We start from the raw sequence: 14,403 nt of genomic DNA, 5'->3' as shown, positions 1-14,403 counted from the left end.
TAAACCTGATCGGATCGTGATCTAAGGTCGGCGCGGTTCAGAGTTGCCGCACCACGCCGGGTCGGCCAAGCGGGCATTCCAGCGCATCGCGATCCCATTTTGCGGCATTCGCGGCGGCCTCATAGGTGCTTTGCAGGAATTCCAGCACCGCCTGGTCGGGATCGCCGGAGGTGCGCGCGGCATCATAGGGCAGGATGAATTCGCTGAGCGACTCGCTGAAGAAAGCCGCGTCGGGTCGCACCTTGGCGGTGCGGAAGCCCGCGGGTTCGGGATACGCATAGGAATAGAACGCCGGATAATCGATCGCGCCGCCGCCTGGCCAGAAACCCGCGCTGCTCACCTCGTGCGAATAGGCTTCGTGCGCCACCGCATCCGGCAGGCTCGGCACGCCACCGGGATGGCGTGGTGCGCTCCTGCCGGAGAAACGCGTCACTGCGAGATCAAAGCTGCCCCAGAAGAAATGCACGGGGCTGGCTTTGCCGAGGAAGCCGGTGCGGAACTGCTTGAATAGCCGATCGCAGTTCAAGAGGATCTGGAAGAAGCGTCGCACGGCGTCAGCATCATAGGAGCGATGCTGGTTGTCTTCCGGGAAACGGATCGGGTCCGGCACCTCGTTTGGCATTTCGTCGATCGTAACGTCGATGTCGAGCTCTTTCAGCGCAGCGAGCACCGCCGCGTAGAAGCTCGCCACCGAAAGCCCAGCCAGCGCAAAATGCCGCTCAGCGCCGTCGCTGGTCGAAATACGCAAGGCGTGATCGACGAAATCGAAATCGATTTGAAAGGTTCTAATGCCGTCGGGAATCGGTGAGGTGGTCAGCCCGCGCGCGGTGACACAGAGCGTGACATGCCACGAATGATTCAGCCAAGGCGACTTGGCCAGCCGGATCTTGCCGACGATCTGGGTCCAGAGCTGCAGCGTCGCAGAGGTGTCACGCCATGCTGCCGTCGGCAGTTCCGGCCATTGCGTTTGCTTGGTGTTGCTCATGCCAGGACCCCACGCTTAGTGACCGTGAACGCAATCACTTTATCACGAGTTCGTTATGGCAGCTCCAAGCATGCGGGTTCGACAAATCGACATCACGACTTCGTGCATTCCGGACAACGGCGTTGCCCGCGCGTGGCGCGGAAAAGACTCTTGCACCACCAGCGCCGCGCCATCGCCTGCAGCGGCCTGCGCACCAATTGCGCCATGAAAAGCATTTCAACCATGTCGTGGTCCCCGACGCGCATGTGCCGCCAGGTCCGGGGGGCAAGGACCTGGCGGCTGCAGTCATGCGGTTTTGAACATGAAGGTGCGATCGAAATGAAGGCTCCGACCGCACGCTCCACATAGGGCCACGCTCACAAACGAGAACGCCCTCGAACTCGCATCAGCCATGCAGTTTCTTCGCGGTCTCCGCGATCACACGTCCTTGATAACGGGCGCCCGCAAGCTCGTTCGCGCTCGGTTGCCGGCTGCCGTCGCTGCCGGTGATCGTGGTGGCGCCATAGGGCGAACCGCCGGTGATCTCGTCGAGCTTCATCTGGCCGGCAAAGCCGTAATTGAGCCCGACCACGGTGAGGCCGAAATGCAGGAGGTTGGTGATGATCGAGAACAGCGTCGTTTCCTGCCCGCCGTGCTGGGTTGCGGTCGAGGTGAAGGCGCCACCGACCTTGCCATGCAAGGCGCCCTTCGCCCAGAGACCGCCGGCCTGATCGAGGAAGTTCGCCATCTGCGAGGACATGCGGCCGAAGCGGGTGCCGGTGCCGATGATAACAGCATCATAATTGACGAGATCATCGATCTTCGCGACCGGCGCTGCCTGGTCGAGCTTATAGTATGACGCTTTTGCGACTTCGGCCGGCACCAGCTCGGGCACGCGCTTGATATCGACGGTGGCGCCGGCTTCGCGCGCGCCTTCGGCGACCGCATTGGCCATGGCCTCGATGTGACCATAGGCGGAATAATAGAGGACGAGAACTTTGGCCATGATGGCTCTCCGTTGGTTGGGTATTGTTGAAGTTAGAGCGTCATTGCCGGGCTTGACCCGGCAACAGATCACAATCGAGAAACCTGTCGAAGGGGATGGATGACCGGGTCATCCCCGATCAGGTCGGGGACAGGCGTCCGGCATGACCAGTGGAGTTACGCCGCGTCGACCAGCACCAGCTCGGAATCTTCCAGCGCGGTGATTGTCAGCTTGGCTTCGTCGCGGATCGCGGCGCCGTCACGGGCATCGACACGCACGCCGTTGACTTCGATGCTGCCGGCCGCGGGCACGAGATAGAGATGCCGCTTTTGCTCCGGCGCATATTCCGCCCTTTCGCCGGCTTTCAGCGTGGTCGCAAGCACCCGCGCCTTGGCGCGGATCGGCAGTGCGTCGGCATCGCCCGCAAAGCCGCTCGCGATCGTGACGAGCTTGCCGGAGCGATCGCCCTTCGGGAACGGCTTGGAGCCCCAGGTGGGCTCGCCGCCTTGCGTCGTCGGCTCGATCCAGATCTGGAAGATCTTCGTCTGCAACGGTTCGAGATTGTACTCGGCGTGGCGGATGCCACTTCCTGCGCTCATCACCTGCACATCGCCGGCCTCGGTCCGCCCCATGTTGCCGAGCGAGTCCTGGTGCGTGATCGCGCCTTCGCGGACATAGGTGATGATCTCCATGTTGGCATGGGGGTGCGGCGGAAAGCCGGTGTTCGGCGCGATCTCGTCGTCGTTCCACACGCGCAGGGCGCCGTGGCCCATATTGTTGGGGTCATAATGGCCGCCGAAGGAGAAGTGGTGCTTTGCCTTCAGCCAACCATGGTTCGCGCTGCCTAGCTTCGCATAGGGTCTGAGCTCGATCATCGGAAGTTCCCTCAAATTTCGATTGCATTTGGATATGCTGTCGGGCCTGGTATAGAAATAGAAACTATCGAAACTCATTGTTTCTATTTGTGGCAGAGGGCAGTCGCCAAAATGTCAAAGCTCCCGGATTTCGAAGCGCTCGCAATCTTCGCAAAAGTCGTGGAATTACGGTCATTTGCGGCGGCCGCAACCGAGCTTGCGCTGTCCAAGGCGACCGTCTCCAAGGCGGTCAGCCGGCTCGAGGATCGGCTCGGCGCGCGGATGTTCAACCGCACCTCGCGGCGGCTGGCGCTGACGGATGCCGGGCAAAAACTGTCCGAGCGCGCCGCGCGGCTGCTTGCCGATGGGGAGGCGGCCGAAAATGAGGCGTTGGCGCAATCGGTCACTCCGCGCGGCCTGGTGCGGCTCGCGGTGCCCATGACCTTCGGGGTGAAGTCGGTCGCGCCGCTATTGCCGGAGTTTCTGGAGAAATATCCGGAAGTGTCGATCGACCTGCATTTGAGCGATGCCACCGTCGACCTGATCGGCGAAGGTTTCGATGCCGGCCTGCGCATCGCGCGTTTGCCCGATTCATCCTTGATCGCGCGGCGGCTCTGCGCGATGCCGCGCTACACGGTGGCGGCGCCGTCCTACCTGAAGCGCTACGGCCGGCCGACGCATCCGATGCATCTCGCCGAGCACAAGTGCTTCGGCTACGCCTATCTCTCGACCGCGGGCGTCTGGCACTACACCAACGCGGCCGGCGAACAAGCGAGCGTGCGTCCCGCCGGACAGTTGCGCGTCAACAATGGCGAAGCGCTGCTGCCGGCAGTTCTTGCCGGCCTCGGCATTGCCGATCTTCCCGATTTCATCGTCGGGGAAGCCATCGCGCGCGGCGAGGTCGAGGTGATCCTCAAGGGTTGGAAGCTGCCCGAAGGCGCCGTGCACCTGGTGACACCCCCCGGCGGCCCGCGCCCCGCGCGCGTCGAAGTGCTCGCCGAGTTTTTGGCGAAGCATTTTGTAAAGGGAAAGAGGCGTTGACGGTCTCGTAGGGTGGGCAAAGCGAAGCGTGCCCACCATTCTAGCGCGGTGGGGGGATCATGCCGCAGTACCGGCAGCACCTTTTTCCTTACGGTCGTTCTTGCCGATCGAGCGAGCACCTTGCTTGTCAGCGAAATAGACCGCCTGCGAAGGATCTATCGGACGGTCTGCGAACGTCGTCCGTTTGAGATCGTCGCAATCTGCATTCTGCCGGACCACATTCACGCCGTCTGGACCCTTCCAGAGGAAGATGCTGACTTCTCCGCTCGCTGGAGCCTCATCAAGGGTGGTTTCTCACGCGGTGTCGAGGACAAGCCGCGATCCCCAAGCAAGATCGTCAAGCGGGAGAAAGGCATCTGGCAGCGTCGCTTTTGGGAGCATGCGATCCGCGATGACACTGATCTCGAACGGCATGTCGACTACATTCACTTCAATCCGGTGAAGCACGGTTACGTCACGCGGGTGGCGGACTGGCCGCACAGCAGTTTTCATCGCTACGTCGAACGTGGCCTGCTCGATGCGGAGTGGGGTGGGATATGAAGGAGATTCGAGGATCGTTCGGTGAGTGAATGGTGGGCACGCTCCGCTTTGCCCACCTTACAATTTGTGGTTAGGCTCTCCCACAAACCAAACAAAACCACCGGGGAGAAATTGCCGATGAACCGCCGCGAGCTTTTGAAAACTGCCGCCGTCTTGCCGCTCGCGCAAATCGCATTTTCGCACGCTGCTTTCGCGCAAGGCGCTGTCTATCCCAATCGCAACATCACCATGATCGTGCCGTTTCCAGCCGGTGGGCAGGCCGATCTCGCGGCGCGGCCGGTGGGGCTGGCATTGGAGCGGGTCCTCGGCAAGCCCGTGATCGTCGACAACCGCGCCGGTGGAGCCGGCGGCTCCGTCGGCAATGCGCAAGCCGCGCGCGCCGAACCGGACGGCTACACGCTGTTGATGACGCTGTCATCGCTCGCCGTGCTGCCCGAGGCCGATCGGCTGTTCGATCGCCCGGTCGCCTATGAGGTGTCGCAATTCGCGCCGGTCGCGCGCGTGCTCGCCGATCCGACGCTGCTCGCGGTGCCGGCCTCCGCTCCATGGAAGACGCTGCAGGATTTCGTCGACGACGCCAAACAGCGCCCGGGCCAGATTCCCTATGGCTCGTCGGGGCCCTACGGCACGCTTCACGTCGCGATGGAAATGTTTGCCGCGAGCGCCGGCATCAAATTGCTGCATGTGCCGTTTCGCGGCGCAGGCCCGGCGCTGACCGCGCTGCTGAGCGGCACGGTGCAGGCGGTGGCATCGGCCCCGGGCACGCTGAAACAGCAGGTCGCTGACGGCAAGATGCGGGTGCTCGCCAATTGGGGCGCCGAACGCGTCGCCAGCTTTCCCGACCTGCCGACGTTCAAGGAGCTCGGCTACAAGGATGTCGAGTTCTACATCTGGGCCGGCCTGTTCGCGCAGCGCGCATTGCCGGCGCCGATCATGACACGACTGCGGGAGGCGATGGCGGAAGCGGTGAAGGCTCCGGAGGTCGTCAAGACGTTCGAGACCGCGGGCAGCCCGGTCGCCTATCTCGATGCGCCGGAGTTTTCCAAATTCGTCGCCGACGACAGCGCGCGGCTGATCGCAGCGGTCAAGAAAATCGGCAAAGTGGAGTAGGCGATTTCACGTTTTGTTGCGGGTCGCGAACCTTCCGAAGTCTCATTCATTTGTCATACTTGCAACTCGGCATGTGCCTGGAACCGGCAAGCCAAGATGCAATCGAACGAGACGTTTATCGACAAGATATAGAGGATCCTGCATGCGAACGCCGCGCATTGTTCTGGGTTGTGCGATCCTGATCGGCACCGGACTGGTCGTGCAAAACCCGGCATTCTCAGAAGAGTGTCGCGGAACCTGGGAACAGCAGATGGCCTGCACGCCCGATGTATGGCGGCTGTGCAGCGATCAAATCCCTGATACCAACCGGATCACGGCATGTTTGCGGCAGAACACGCCGCAACTCTCCCATGATTGTCGTGCGGTATTCGAATCCAGTGCGAGCGCCCAACAGCCGCCTTCACGTGTGACGCCGCAATCTGCGCCACGCGCACGCGGCGCGCCGCCAGTGCAGCATCAGTCGGCGCCGTCGAGACGTTATGACGAATAGGCCGACACTTCCTCCTGCGGCCGATGCTCGCAGACGTCGACCCATTCGGCCGACGTCAATTCCGCCATCCGCGACGGCGCGATCCTAACCGCGCTGTGGGTCGAGCCCGCAGCAGGCACGACGATGTCGAAAGCCTTCAGCGACACATCGCAATAGACCGCGAGCTGTGTCCTCAGGCCGAAGGGGCAGACGCCGCCGACCTCGTGCCCGGTGATAGCGGCGACCTCGTGCAGCCCCAGCATCTTCGGCTTGACACCGAACAGCGCCTTCACCTTCTTGTTGTCCATCCGCGAGGTGCCGCTGGTGACGATCAGCACCACGCGCTCGCCGACCCGCAGCGACAGTGTCTTGGCGATGCGCCCCGGTTCGACGCCATGGGCTTCCGCCGCCAGTGCTACCGTCGCGGAACTCTTGGTCGATTCGATCACGGCAATGTCGGGCGCCTTCTCGGCGAAGAAGGCGCGAACGGATTCCAGACTCATATTCTAGGACCTGTGGGATGAGACCAGCGCAGGAAGCTCGGATAGACCATGGATGCGATAGTCCGGCGCAACGCCGAGCTCATCCATCTGTGTGCGTAGCGCCTTGAACATCGTCAGCGGTGGCAAGGTCTCGCTTTCGACGCAGGCGAGCGCCATGGCCTGCGGCGTCACCCGCTCGATCCAAGCAACGTTCAGGCCGAATGCCTTGGCGCCGCAGGCGTCCCACGGATTCGAGGAGATGAACAGGACGTCCGAGGGCGGCACGCCAAGGACTTCTTCGATCGGCGTGTAAGCCTCCGGGCTCGGCTTGAAGACCTTCTTGGCATCGACGCTGATGGTTGCGTCCAGCAGGCGGTCGAGCCCGCTGTTGCGCACCAGGGCATTCAGCATGTCCGGGCTGCCATTGGAGAGGATCGCGAGTTTTTTGTCCTTCATCGCCTCGAGCGAGGCGAGCGCGTCCGGATAGAGATCGAGATGCAGGTATTTGTCGATGATCCTGTCGAACGTTCCGGCGTCATATTGCAGGCCAAGGCTCCGCAGCGTGTAGGCGAGCGAGTCGCGCGTGACGACGGAGAAGTCCTGATAGTGCCGCATCAGCGAGCGCAGCCAGCTATATTCGAGCTGCTTGATGCGCCAGATCTGCGTGATGATCTCGCCATAGCCGGGAAATGCATCCTCGGTCACTTCAGCGACCGATTGGACGTCGTAGAGCGTGCCATAGGCATCGAAGACGACGGCTTTGATGGTCATTGTACCTTCTCTTGCCCGCCGATGGTCGCATATAGGAATTTGCGCACCGCGTCGACCGATTGATTTCTGGCAGCCTGGTTGAATTCGAGACGATGCCCGAGAAACTGCACTGGCGTCGTAAGGCTCGGGACATCGAAGGCGTGATAGGCGCCGGGATAGACAATGAATTCTATCGGAACGCCCAGGCCCTTCTGGCGCGAAATGCCGTAGTCGTCGCGGCCTTCGACAAGGTTGCGGCACTCCTTGGCCAGTGTCCAGTCGTCGAGCTCGCCGATCAGGATCAGCGTCTGCACAGTCATGCTGTCCTTGATGCCCAGGCACGGCGGATAGAATGCAATCGCTGCGCGGAATTTGTCGTCCGATGCCCGCTCGATCATGCCTCGCTCGACCGAGGTCAGCGCCAGCAATCCGCCCTGCGAGAAGCCGATCACCGCGACGCGATCGCGATCGACGAAAGGCTGCTGCACGAGGAAGGCCAGCGCGCGATAGGCGTCGAAGACGGTTGCGGGTGGCGGGCCGCCGGCGCAGGTGCTGCTGAGGCCGCGCGGACCAAAGCGGTCCACCGTGAGCGTGACATAGCCCCAGGATACGAGCAGCTTCCCCCAGCGCTGGTCGAGCTGGCGCCAGCCGCCATTGCAGCCATGAAGCAGCACGACCGCGGGCAAAGCGCCGGCATCGCGGGGCTGCCGCAGGTAGCCTTGCAGGGGTTGCGAGCTCGCCAGCGGATTTTCGATCTCGACGAGGCGGCCCTCCGGCGCATCGCCCGCGAGGCACGCGGTCGCGCTTCCGGTCAGGAGTGCAGCGACGATGGCAGCGATCTTGGCGAGGTTTGGCATTGACCACCTCTCGTTCAATCGCCTGCCGGCGATCCAAGGATCGCTTTATATACCCAAAATCTTCCGCGCGTTGGCCTTCAGCACTTTGGGGCGGATCTCCTCGCGTATGTCGAGCTTGGCGAAATCCGAAAGCCAGCGGTCCGGCGTGATCACCGGCCAGTCCGAGCCGAACAGCATCTTGTCCTGCAGAATCGAGTTGATGTAGCGCACGAGGATCGGCGGAAAATATTTCGGCGACCAGCCGGAGAGGTCGATATAGACGTTCGGCTTGTGGGTCGCGACCGAGAGCGCCTCTTCCTGCCAGGGGAAGGACGGGTGCGCGAGGATGATCTTCAGGTCGGGAAAGTCGGCGGCGACATCGTCCATATACATCGGATTGGAATATTTCAGCCGCATCCCCATGCCGCCGGGCATGCCGCTGCCGACGCCGGTCTGCCCGGTGTGGAACAGCGCGATCGCGCCGCCGTCGTTGATGGCTTCATAGAGCGGATAGGCGAGGCGGTCGTTCGGATAGAACCCTTGCATGGTCGGATGGAATTTGAAGCCGCGGACGCCGTAGTCCTCGATCAGCTTCCGCGCCTCGCGCACGCCGAGCTTACCCTTGTGCGGATCGATGCTGACGAAGGGAATCAGCACATCGAGATTTTCCGATGCGACTTCCAGCATCTCGTAATTGTTGTAGCGGCGGAAACCGGTCTCGCGCTCGGCATCGACAGGAAAGATCACGGCCGCGATGTTCTTGGACCGGTAATAGGCCGCGGTTTCCGGCACCGTCGGCGGATGCTTGTGTGGCGACTTGAAATACTCCGCCATCTGCGCCTGGAAGCCGTCATAGCCGTCGTCGCCATGCATGCCGCAGGGCTCCTCGGCATGGGTGTGGATGTCGATCGCGACGACATTGTCGATGTCGGGCAGCTTGAGCTTGGGCATTCTTGGGGGTCCTTGGGGTTTCCAGCGGCTTGCTTCCTGGGGCTTCCAAATTGATTATACTATATAACGATTTTCGCAAGACAGCCAGAAAGCCGCGGGTAGCGGGCCTATTAGATTGACATTTATGCCCCTGATCGCTTAGAACGCGGCCGTCCCGGGCGGCAGGGCCGTTTTTCGGGACGAATCCCATTTCGCCACATTTGGGCAGGTTTTAGGTTCGGGCTTGAGCACGGCCTTTCAACGCATCAGGATTGTCCCATGAAGGTCCGTAACTCGCTGAAATCGCTGCGCGGCCGCCATCGCAACAACCGTCTGGTCCGCCGCAAGGGCCGGGTCTATGTGATCAACAAGGTGCAGCGCCGCTTCAAGGCCCGCCAAGGCTGATCGCGGGTCCTTCCGTCGGCTCGCCCTGACGCATCGTTTCACACGTCTTTGACGTCGCGCCGCTTTGCAGCGCGGCGTTGTGCGTTTAAGCTATGCGGATGGAATTGAGATTCCTGAGGCTCATAACTCGCAAACTTGCGTTTTTGATCGCCGCGATCGTGATTGCGGCGCCTGCGGCGGCGTTTGCCCAGGGCGATCCCCGGGTCATCCCTCCGCCCAAGGAGCAGAAGAAGCTCCCCGAAGCGCCCAGCAAATTGCCGAAGGTTGGCGCCGATCGTACCCGCGGACTGGATTTCCTGTTCGGCGCGCTGAAGGCGGCGCCCGATGAGGCCAGCGCCAAGCATGTGGAGGCACGGATCTGGGCGCAGTGGCTGCAGACGCCGAGCGATACCGCAATGCTGCTGATGGTGCGCGCCAAGGCTGCGATGGACGCCCAGAACGCCGATGTGGCGCTGAAACTGCTCGATGCCGTCGTGAAGCTGCGGCCGGACTATATCGAGGGCTGGAACCGGCGCGCGACGCTCTATTACCTGAAGAATGACTATGCGCATTCGCTGGAGGACATCCAGCAGGTCCTGATCCGCGAACCCCGCCATTTCGGCGCGTTGGCCGGGCTCGGCATGATTATGCAGGACCTCGGCGACGACAAGCGCGCGCTGGACGCCTTCCGCAAGGCGCTTGCCATCAATCCGCACCTGGAGAAGGTGCCGGAATTGGTGAAGCAGCTCAGCGAAAAGGTCGAAGGCCGCGATATCTAGTTTCACGGGATTAACCACGACTTCCGGCAGCCGATTGCGGCGCGGAACAATTGCCGGTACCCGGCTTGGTTCCCGCTCGAACCCGCCTGGAGCGAAGCCATGAAATCCTTGCTGTTGGCCGGCACGGTGATCGTCGCGACGACGGTCGTCGGTCTTGCCGAAGGGCTCTATTGGGTGGTGGGCAATCGCGCCACCAACACCTGCGACATCGTCACCAGCAACCCGATCGTCGACGGGAACATCTGGTTTGCCGACGGTCCCTACAACTCGGTCGATGACGCCAAGCTCGCGCGCTCCACGATCAGCCAATGCCCAAGGGATCAACCGCCGGCCGACAACCCCAAATAGGGGCTCAAGTGACGGCGCCGGGTTGAGCCCTTGAACTCAGTGCAGCAGTCTGCCGCTGCGGGTGAACTGGTCGCGCGCCGCTGCCGCATAAAGCTGTTGCAGCTCGGCCTCGAGTTGCTCATTGACCAACAGCAGCGCCCTTAATGCGCCATGCAGGTCGCCATTGCAGCTTGCGACGATCTGGTCGATAGCCGTCTCGCAGGGATCGGAACTCATTGATACTCCTCCGAATTTCCTTATGAACTGTTGCTGCGGCGTCCTGTTCCTGTGGATTGCGTGGACAGGCTTGCCGTGTTCCATCTCGATCAAGCCGCGCGTTTTGGCAGAATGCCGGCGAGAATCTACGGAACAGGTAATGACGCTGGTATGAACCCGCTATCCACAGGATGGGCGCGTTGTGGAAAACCGGCGTGGCCTGACGATAGGGCATGGGCGTCGCCGGGCGCCGTAATTTTCCCCTGCAACAGATCAACCGGACCTTACCGATGACGATTGTGATCGCAGTGGCGGCGCTAGCGCTGCTGGCCGCCGCCACGCAGTTAGGCGTCGTGCTGGTGCAACGGGCCTTTCCCGCGCAGGGCCTGATGGTCGAGGTGACCGGCGATGCGCTGCATGTCGTCGATATCGGTCCGCGCGAGGCGGCCTCGCCACCGATCGTGATGCTGCACGGCGCAAGCTCCAATCTCGAGGTGATGCGCCGGCCGCTCGGCGAGCGCCTCGCGCGGGATCATCGCGTGATCCTGATCGACCGTCCCGGCCATGGCTGGAGCACCCGCGCACGGGCCAGCGGCTCCACGCCCGCGATTCAGGGCCGGATGATCTCTGAGGTGCTGACGAAGCTCGGCATCGAGCGGGCGGTCGTGGTCGCGCATTCCTGGAGCGGCGCGCTGGGCCTGAGATTGGCGCTCGATGATCCCGACCGCATGGCCGGCCTCGTGCTGCTCGCGCCGGTCGCCTATCCCTGGAGGGGCGGCGTCGGCAAGTACAACGAGTTGATCGCCACGCCTGTGATCGGCCCGCTGTTCGCCTACACGATCACGCTGCCGCTCGGCACGCTGCTCGCCGCGCCGGGCGCGCGCGGTGTATTCCTGCCGCAGACCATGCCGGACGGTTTCGTGAAGGATACAGCAACGCCGCTCTTGCTGCGGCCGCGCGAATTCATCGCCAATGCGCGCGACCTGGTGACGTTGAAGGCGGCAGTCGCCGAGCAGGCGCCGCGCTACGGCATGATCAAAGCGCCCCTCATGATCATTGCCGGCGACGCCGACAGGACGGTGTCGACCGACATCCATTCCCGCCCGCTCGCCGCCGCCGTGCCGCATGCCAAGCTGATCGTGTTGCCGGGCACCGGCCACATGATCCAGAATGCCGCGCCTAGCCTTGTGATCGCGGAGATCGAGGAGATGATTGGGAAGCCGTATAGCAGCGCCGGAGAGTCAACACCCGTCGTCTCTCTCGATGACGACACCCGCGCTGCTATTGCTGAAGGCCTTGCTCAAGCCAAGCGCGGCGACTTTGTTTCCGACGAAGAGGTGAGAAATGCCGAGAAGCGTCGGGGTCTATGAAGGTCGCCGCAGGATCTGGATTTACTTTTGACGTCGATGCTGGGCGTCGTAACGCCTCGCCGAGAGGCGTTACGATCCAAGACAGCCGCTACTGCTGCTTGATTTTCCCGTCCTTGTCGAACTGCGAGAGGAAGGCCCAGAGGTTGTTGGCTTCCGTCTCGTTCTTGATGCCGGCGAACGCCATCTTGGTGCCGGGGATCTTGGCCTTGGGGTCCTTGATGTATTCGAGGAACTGTTCCTTGTTCCAGGTGATGCCGGAATTCTTGTTGGCGTCCGAATAGTTGTAATCAGGCGCGGTACCGGAGTGGCGGCCGTCGATGCCGTTGAGCTCGGGGCCGACCTTGTTCTTGGCACCTTCGCCGATCGCATGGCAGGCGAGGCACTTGTTGAACGAGGTCTTGCCGGCGGCAACATCCTGCGCCTGCGCGCCCGATGCAACGAACACTGAGGTGACGACGGCCAGCGCGCTCAAGATCGATGTTTTCATGTGGTGCTCTTTGTTTCTTCCCTGGTAGGTGGGCGGGTCGCTTGTGGCAGGCCTGCCTCGATTGGACAAGTGACGAAACTTTGACAGTGTTCACGGCGGCAGGCTTGCCCGAGAGAGAACTTGATCTGCGGGGCAGCAAGTTTCGCCCGGCCTTCCCATTTGAGCCCGGAAATGCTTGATTTTCCCGGACAAATCGATAAAGCGCAAAGCTTGGAGGGACCCGCATGGCCATCATGATGCCGGCTGCCGATCAGGCAGTTCTCAATCGCCGCAGCGAGATCGTTGCTGCATTGCGGGCGATCGTGCCGGGCGAGGGCGTGATCGATAGTGCGGCCGAGATGCTGGCCTACGAATCCGACGGCCTCACGGCCTATCGCCAGCCGCCGATGGTCGTGGTGTTGCCCGACACCACCGAGCAGATCTCAAGAGTGCTGAAATATTGCCATGAGCAAGGCATCAAGGTGGTGCCGCGCGGCTCCGGCACGTCGCTGTCCGGCGGCGCGCTGCCGCTGGCGGACGGCGTGCTGCTGGGCCTCGGCAAGTTCAAGCGCATCCGCGAGATCGATTTCGACAACCGCGTCGTCGTGACCGAGCCCGGCGTCACCAACCTGGCGATCAGCCAGGCGGTGGCGCATGCCGGCTTCTACTATGCGCCCGATCCGTCATCGCAGATCGCCTGCTCGATCGGCGGCAATGTCGCTGAGAATTCGGGCGGCGTGCATTGCCTGAAATACGGCATGACCACGAATAACGTGCTCGGCTGCGAGATCGTGCTGATGAACGGCGAGGTCCTGCGCATCGGCGGCAAGTCGGCGGAGAACGCCGGCTACGACATCATGGGAATTATCACCGGCTCGGAGGGTCTGCTCGGCGTCATCACCGAAATCACCGTGCGCATCCTGCAGAAGCCGGAGACGGCACGCGCGCTAATGGTCGGTTTTGCCGAGGTCGAGGCCGCCGGCGAATGCGTCGCGCGCATCATCGGCGACGGCATCATCCCTGGCGGCATGGAGATGATGGACAAACCCGCCATCCACGCCGCCGAAGCTTTCGTCCATGCCGGCTATCCGCTCGACGTCGAGGCGCTCCTGATCATCGAACTCGACGGCCCGAGCATCGAGGTCGACGAACTGATCCGCCGGGTCGAGACAATCGCGCAGGGCTGCGGTTCGACCACCTGCCAGATCTCCAATTCGGAAGCCGAACGCAACCTGTTCTGGGCCGGCCGCAAGGCGGCCTTCCCTGCGGTCGGGCGGATCTCGCCTGATTATCTCTGCATGGACGGCACCATCCCGCGCGGCGCGTTGCCGAAGGCGCTGGCGCGCATCCGCGAACTGTCGGAAAAATACCAGCTCGGCGTCGCCAACGTCTTTCACGCCGGCGACGGCAATCTCCATCCACTCATTCTTTATGACGCCAACAAGCCCGGCGAGATGGAGCGCGCGGAAGCCTTCGGCGCCGACATTCTGCGCTGCTGCGTCGAACTCGGCGGCGTGCTCACCGGCGAGCACGGCGTCGGCATCGAGAAGCGCGACCTGATGCCGGAAATGTTTTCCGAGATCGATCTCAACCAGCAGCAGCGTCTGAAATGCGCCTTTGATCCGCAAGGCCTGCTCAATCCAGGAAAGGTGTTTCCGACTTTGCACCGCTGCGCCGAACTCGGCCGCGTCCACGTGCATGGCGGCAAGCTGGCATTTCCGGATATTCCGCGATTCTAGCGCCCTTCTCCCCTTGTGGGAGAAGGTGGCGCGGGGGTCCTGACCGGCTACATGGGTAACAGAATAGACCGGCGACATGGGTAACAGGTCAACTGGTCGGCAAGGAGGACCTTGCCGATGGGGTGGAAGGAGACCTGTACCGTGGAAGAGCGGATGCGGTT

General features: G+C 62.4%; 18 protein-coding genes. 9 read left to right on the top strand and 9 right to left on the bottom strand.

From position 1 onward, the window contains the following. Positions 1-37: 37 nt before the first annotated feature. From ACZYOF_RS27945 to ACZYOF_RS27935, 3 genes are all read right to left on the bottom strand, one after another. Positions 38-985, bottom strand: coding sequence for a DUF5996 family protein (locus ACZYOF_RS27945; protein WP_463717801.1), 948 nt, complete (start codon positions 983-985; stop codon positions 38-40). Between the two features lie 385 nt (positions 986-1,370). Beyond that, positions 1,371-1,970 carry an NAD(P)H:quinone oxidoreductase gene (wrbA, locus tag ACZYOF_RS27940; RefSeq protein ID WP_130581440.1) on the bottom strand — a complete coding sequence of 200 codons (600 nt, stop codon included), beginning with the start codon at positions 1,968-1,970 and terminating at the stop codon, positions 1,371-1,373. 155 nt (positions 1,971-2,125) lie between these two features. Further along, a complete protein-coding gene (locus ACZYOF_RS27935; protein ID WP_463717800.1) occupies positions 2,126-2,824 on the bottom strand; it encodes a pirin family protein in 699 nt (232 codons plus the stop codon). 111 nt (positions 2,825-2,935) lie between these two features. Between ACZYOF_RS27935 and ACZYOF_RS27930 the strand changes: the two genes are divergently transcribed. From ACZYOF_RS27930 to ACZYOF_RS27915, 4 genes are all read left to right on the top strand, one after another. Continuing rightward, positions 2,936-3,844 carry a LysR family transcriptional regulator gene (locus tag ACZYOF_RS27930; RefSeq protein WP_463717799.1) on the top strand — a complete coding sequence of 303 codons (909 nt, stop codon included), beginning with the start codon at positions 2,936-2,938 and terminating at the stop codon, positions 3,842-3,844. 120 nt (positions 3,845-3,964) lie between these two features. Continuing rightward, the gene (locus tag ACZYOF_RS27925; protein WP_463717798.1) at positions 3,965-4,384 is read left to right on the top strand and encodes an REP-associated tyrosine transposase; all 420 of its coding nucleotides are present in this window, start codon (positions 3,965-3,967) and stop codon (positions 4,382-4,384) included. A gap of 117 nt (positions 4,385-4,501) precedes the next feature. Next, positions 4,502-5,494: a tripartite tricarboxylate transporter substrate binding protein gene (locus ACZYOF_RS27920; RefSeq protein ID WP_463717797.1), complete on the top strand. Its 993-nt coding sequence runs from the start codon at positions 4,502-4,504 to the stop codon at positions 5,492-5,494. A 142-nt stretch (positions 5,495-5,636) separates the two neighbouring features. After that, positions 5,637-5,984 (top strand): hypothetical protein, encoded by a 348-nt coding sequence (locus ACZYOF_RS27915; protein ID WP_463717796.1) that lies wholly within the window; start codon positions 5,637-5,639, stop codon positions 5,982-5,984. On the opposite strand, the gene ACZYOF_RS27910 is transcribed toward ACZYOF_RS27915, so the two are convergent. From ACZYOF_RS27910 to ACZYOF_RS27895, 4 genes are read right to left on the bottom strand one after another with little or no spacing between them, the layout of a single operon-like run. Beyond that, a complete protein-coding gene (locus tag ACZYOF_RS27910) occupies positions 5,972-6,466 on the bottom strand; it encodes a YbaK/EbsC family protein (protein ID WP_130581435.1) in 495 nt (164 codons plus the stop codon). The genes ACZYOF_RS27915 and ACZYOF_RS27910 overlap by 13 nt on opposite strands. 3 nt (positions 6,467-6,469) lie before the next feature. Further along, the gene (locus tag ACZYOF_RS27905; protein ID WP_282529031.1) at positions 6,470-7,216 is read right to left on the bottom strand and encodes a haloacid dehalogenase type II; all 747 of its coding nucleotides are present in this window, start codon (positions 7,214-7,216) and stop codon (positions 6,470-6,472) included. After that, complete coding sequence (locus tag ACZYOF_RS27900; protein ID WP_463717795.1) at positions 7,213-8,052, bottom strand: dienelactone hydrolase family protein; 840 nt, start codon at positions 8,050-8,052, stop codon at positions 7,213-7,215. Before ACZYOF_RS27900 ends, ACZYOF_RS27905 begins: the two co-directional genes overlap by 4 nt. Before the next feature lie 45 nt (positions 8,053-8,097). Beyond that, positions 8,098-8,982: an amidohydrolase family protein gene (locus ACZYOF_RS27895; protein WP_463717794.1), complete on the bottom strand. Its 885-nt coding sequence runs from the start codon at positions 8,980-8,982 to the stop codon at positions 8,098-8,100. A 258-nt stretch (positions 8,983-9,240) separates the two neighbouring features. On the opposite strand from ACZYOF_RS27895, the gene ykgO reads away from it, so the two are divergent. From ykgO to ACZYOF_RS27880, 3 genes are all read left to right on the top strand, one after another. Next, entirely contained in the window at positions 9,241-9,366 is a 126-nt protein-coding gene (gene ykgO / locus ACZYOF_RS27890) for a type B 50S ribosomal protein L36 (RefSeq protein WP_002718645.1), read from the top strand. A 98-nt stretch (positions 9,367-9,464) separates the two neighbouring features. Next, positions 9,465-10,124 (top strand): tetratricopeptide repeat protein, encoded by a 660-nt coding sequence (locus ACZYOF_RS27885; protein ID WP_130581432.1) that lies wholly within the window; start codon positions 9,465-9,467, stop codon positions 10,122-10,124. A 99-nt stretch (positions 10,125-10,223) separates the two neighbouring features. Beyond that, positions 10,224-10,472, top strand: coding sequence for a hypothetical protein (locus ACZYOF_RS27880; protein WP_130581431.1), 249 nt, complete (start codon positions 10,224-10,226; stop codon positions 10,470-10,472). A gap of 36 nt (positions 10,473-10,508) precedes the next feature. On the opposite strand, the gene ACZYOF_RS27875 is transcribed toward ACZYOF_RS27880, so the two are convergent. Then, positions 10,509-10,688, bottom strand: coding sequence for a hypothetical protein (locus tag ACZYOF_RS27875; protein WP_028166972.1), 180 nt, complete (start codon positions 10,686-10,688; stop codon positions 10,509-10,511). A gap of 269 nt (positions 10,689-10,957) precedes the next feature. On the opposite strand from ACZYOF_RS27875, the gene ACZYOF_RS27870 reads away from it, so the two are divergent. Then, positions 10,958-12,037 carry an alpha/beta fold hydrolase gene (locus ACZYOF_RS27870; protein WP_463717793.1) on the top strand — a complete coding sequence of 360 codons (1,080 nt, stop codon included), beginning with the start codon at positions 10,958-10,960 and terminating at the stop codon, positions 12,035-12,037. An 88-nt stretch (positions 12,038-12,125) separates the two neighbouring features. On the opposite strand, the gene cycA is transcribed toward ACZYOF_RS27870, so the two are convergent. After that, positions 12,126-12,524 carry a cytochrome c-550 CycA gene (cycA, locus tag ACZYOF_RS27865; RefSeq protein WP_028166970.1) on the bottom strand — a complete coding sequence of 133 codons (399 nt, stop codon included), beginning with the start codon at positions 12,522-12,524 and terminating at the stop codon, positions 12,126-12,128. A gap of 224 nt (positions 12,525-12,748) precedes the next feature. Here cycA and ACZYOF_RS27860 point away from each other — a divergent pair, with 224 nt between their 5' ends. Next, positions 12,749-14,242 (top strand): FAD-linked oxidase C-terminal domain-containing protein, encoded by a 1,494-nt coding sequence (locus tag ACZYOF_RS27860; RefSeq protein WP_463717792.1) that lies wholly within the window; start codon positions 12,749-12,751, stop codon positions 14,240-14,242. Positions 14,243-14,403: the final 161 nt, after the last annotated feature.

The organism is Bradyrhizobium sp. LeoA1Lang (assembly GCF_055413685.1).
Note: the sequence above shows the minus strand (reverse complement) of the source record. Positions and strands in the feature narration are given on the sequence as shown.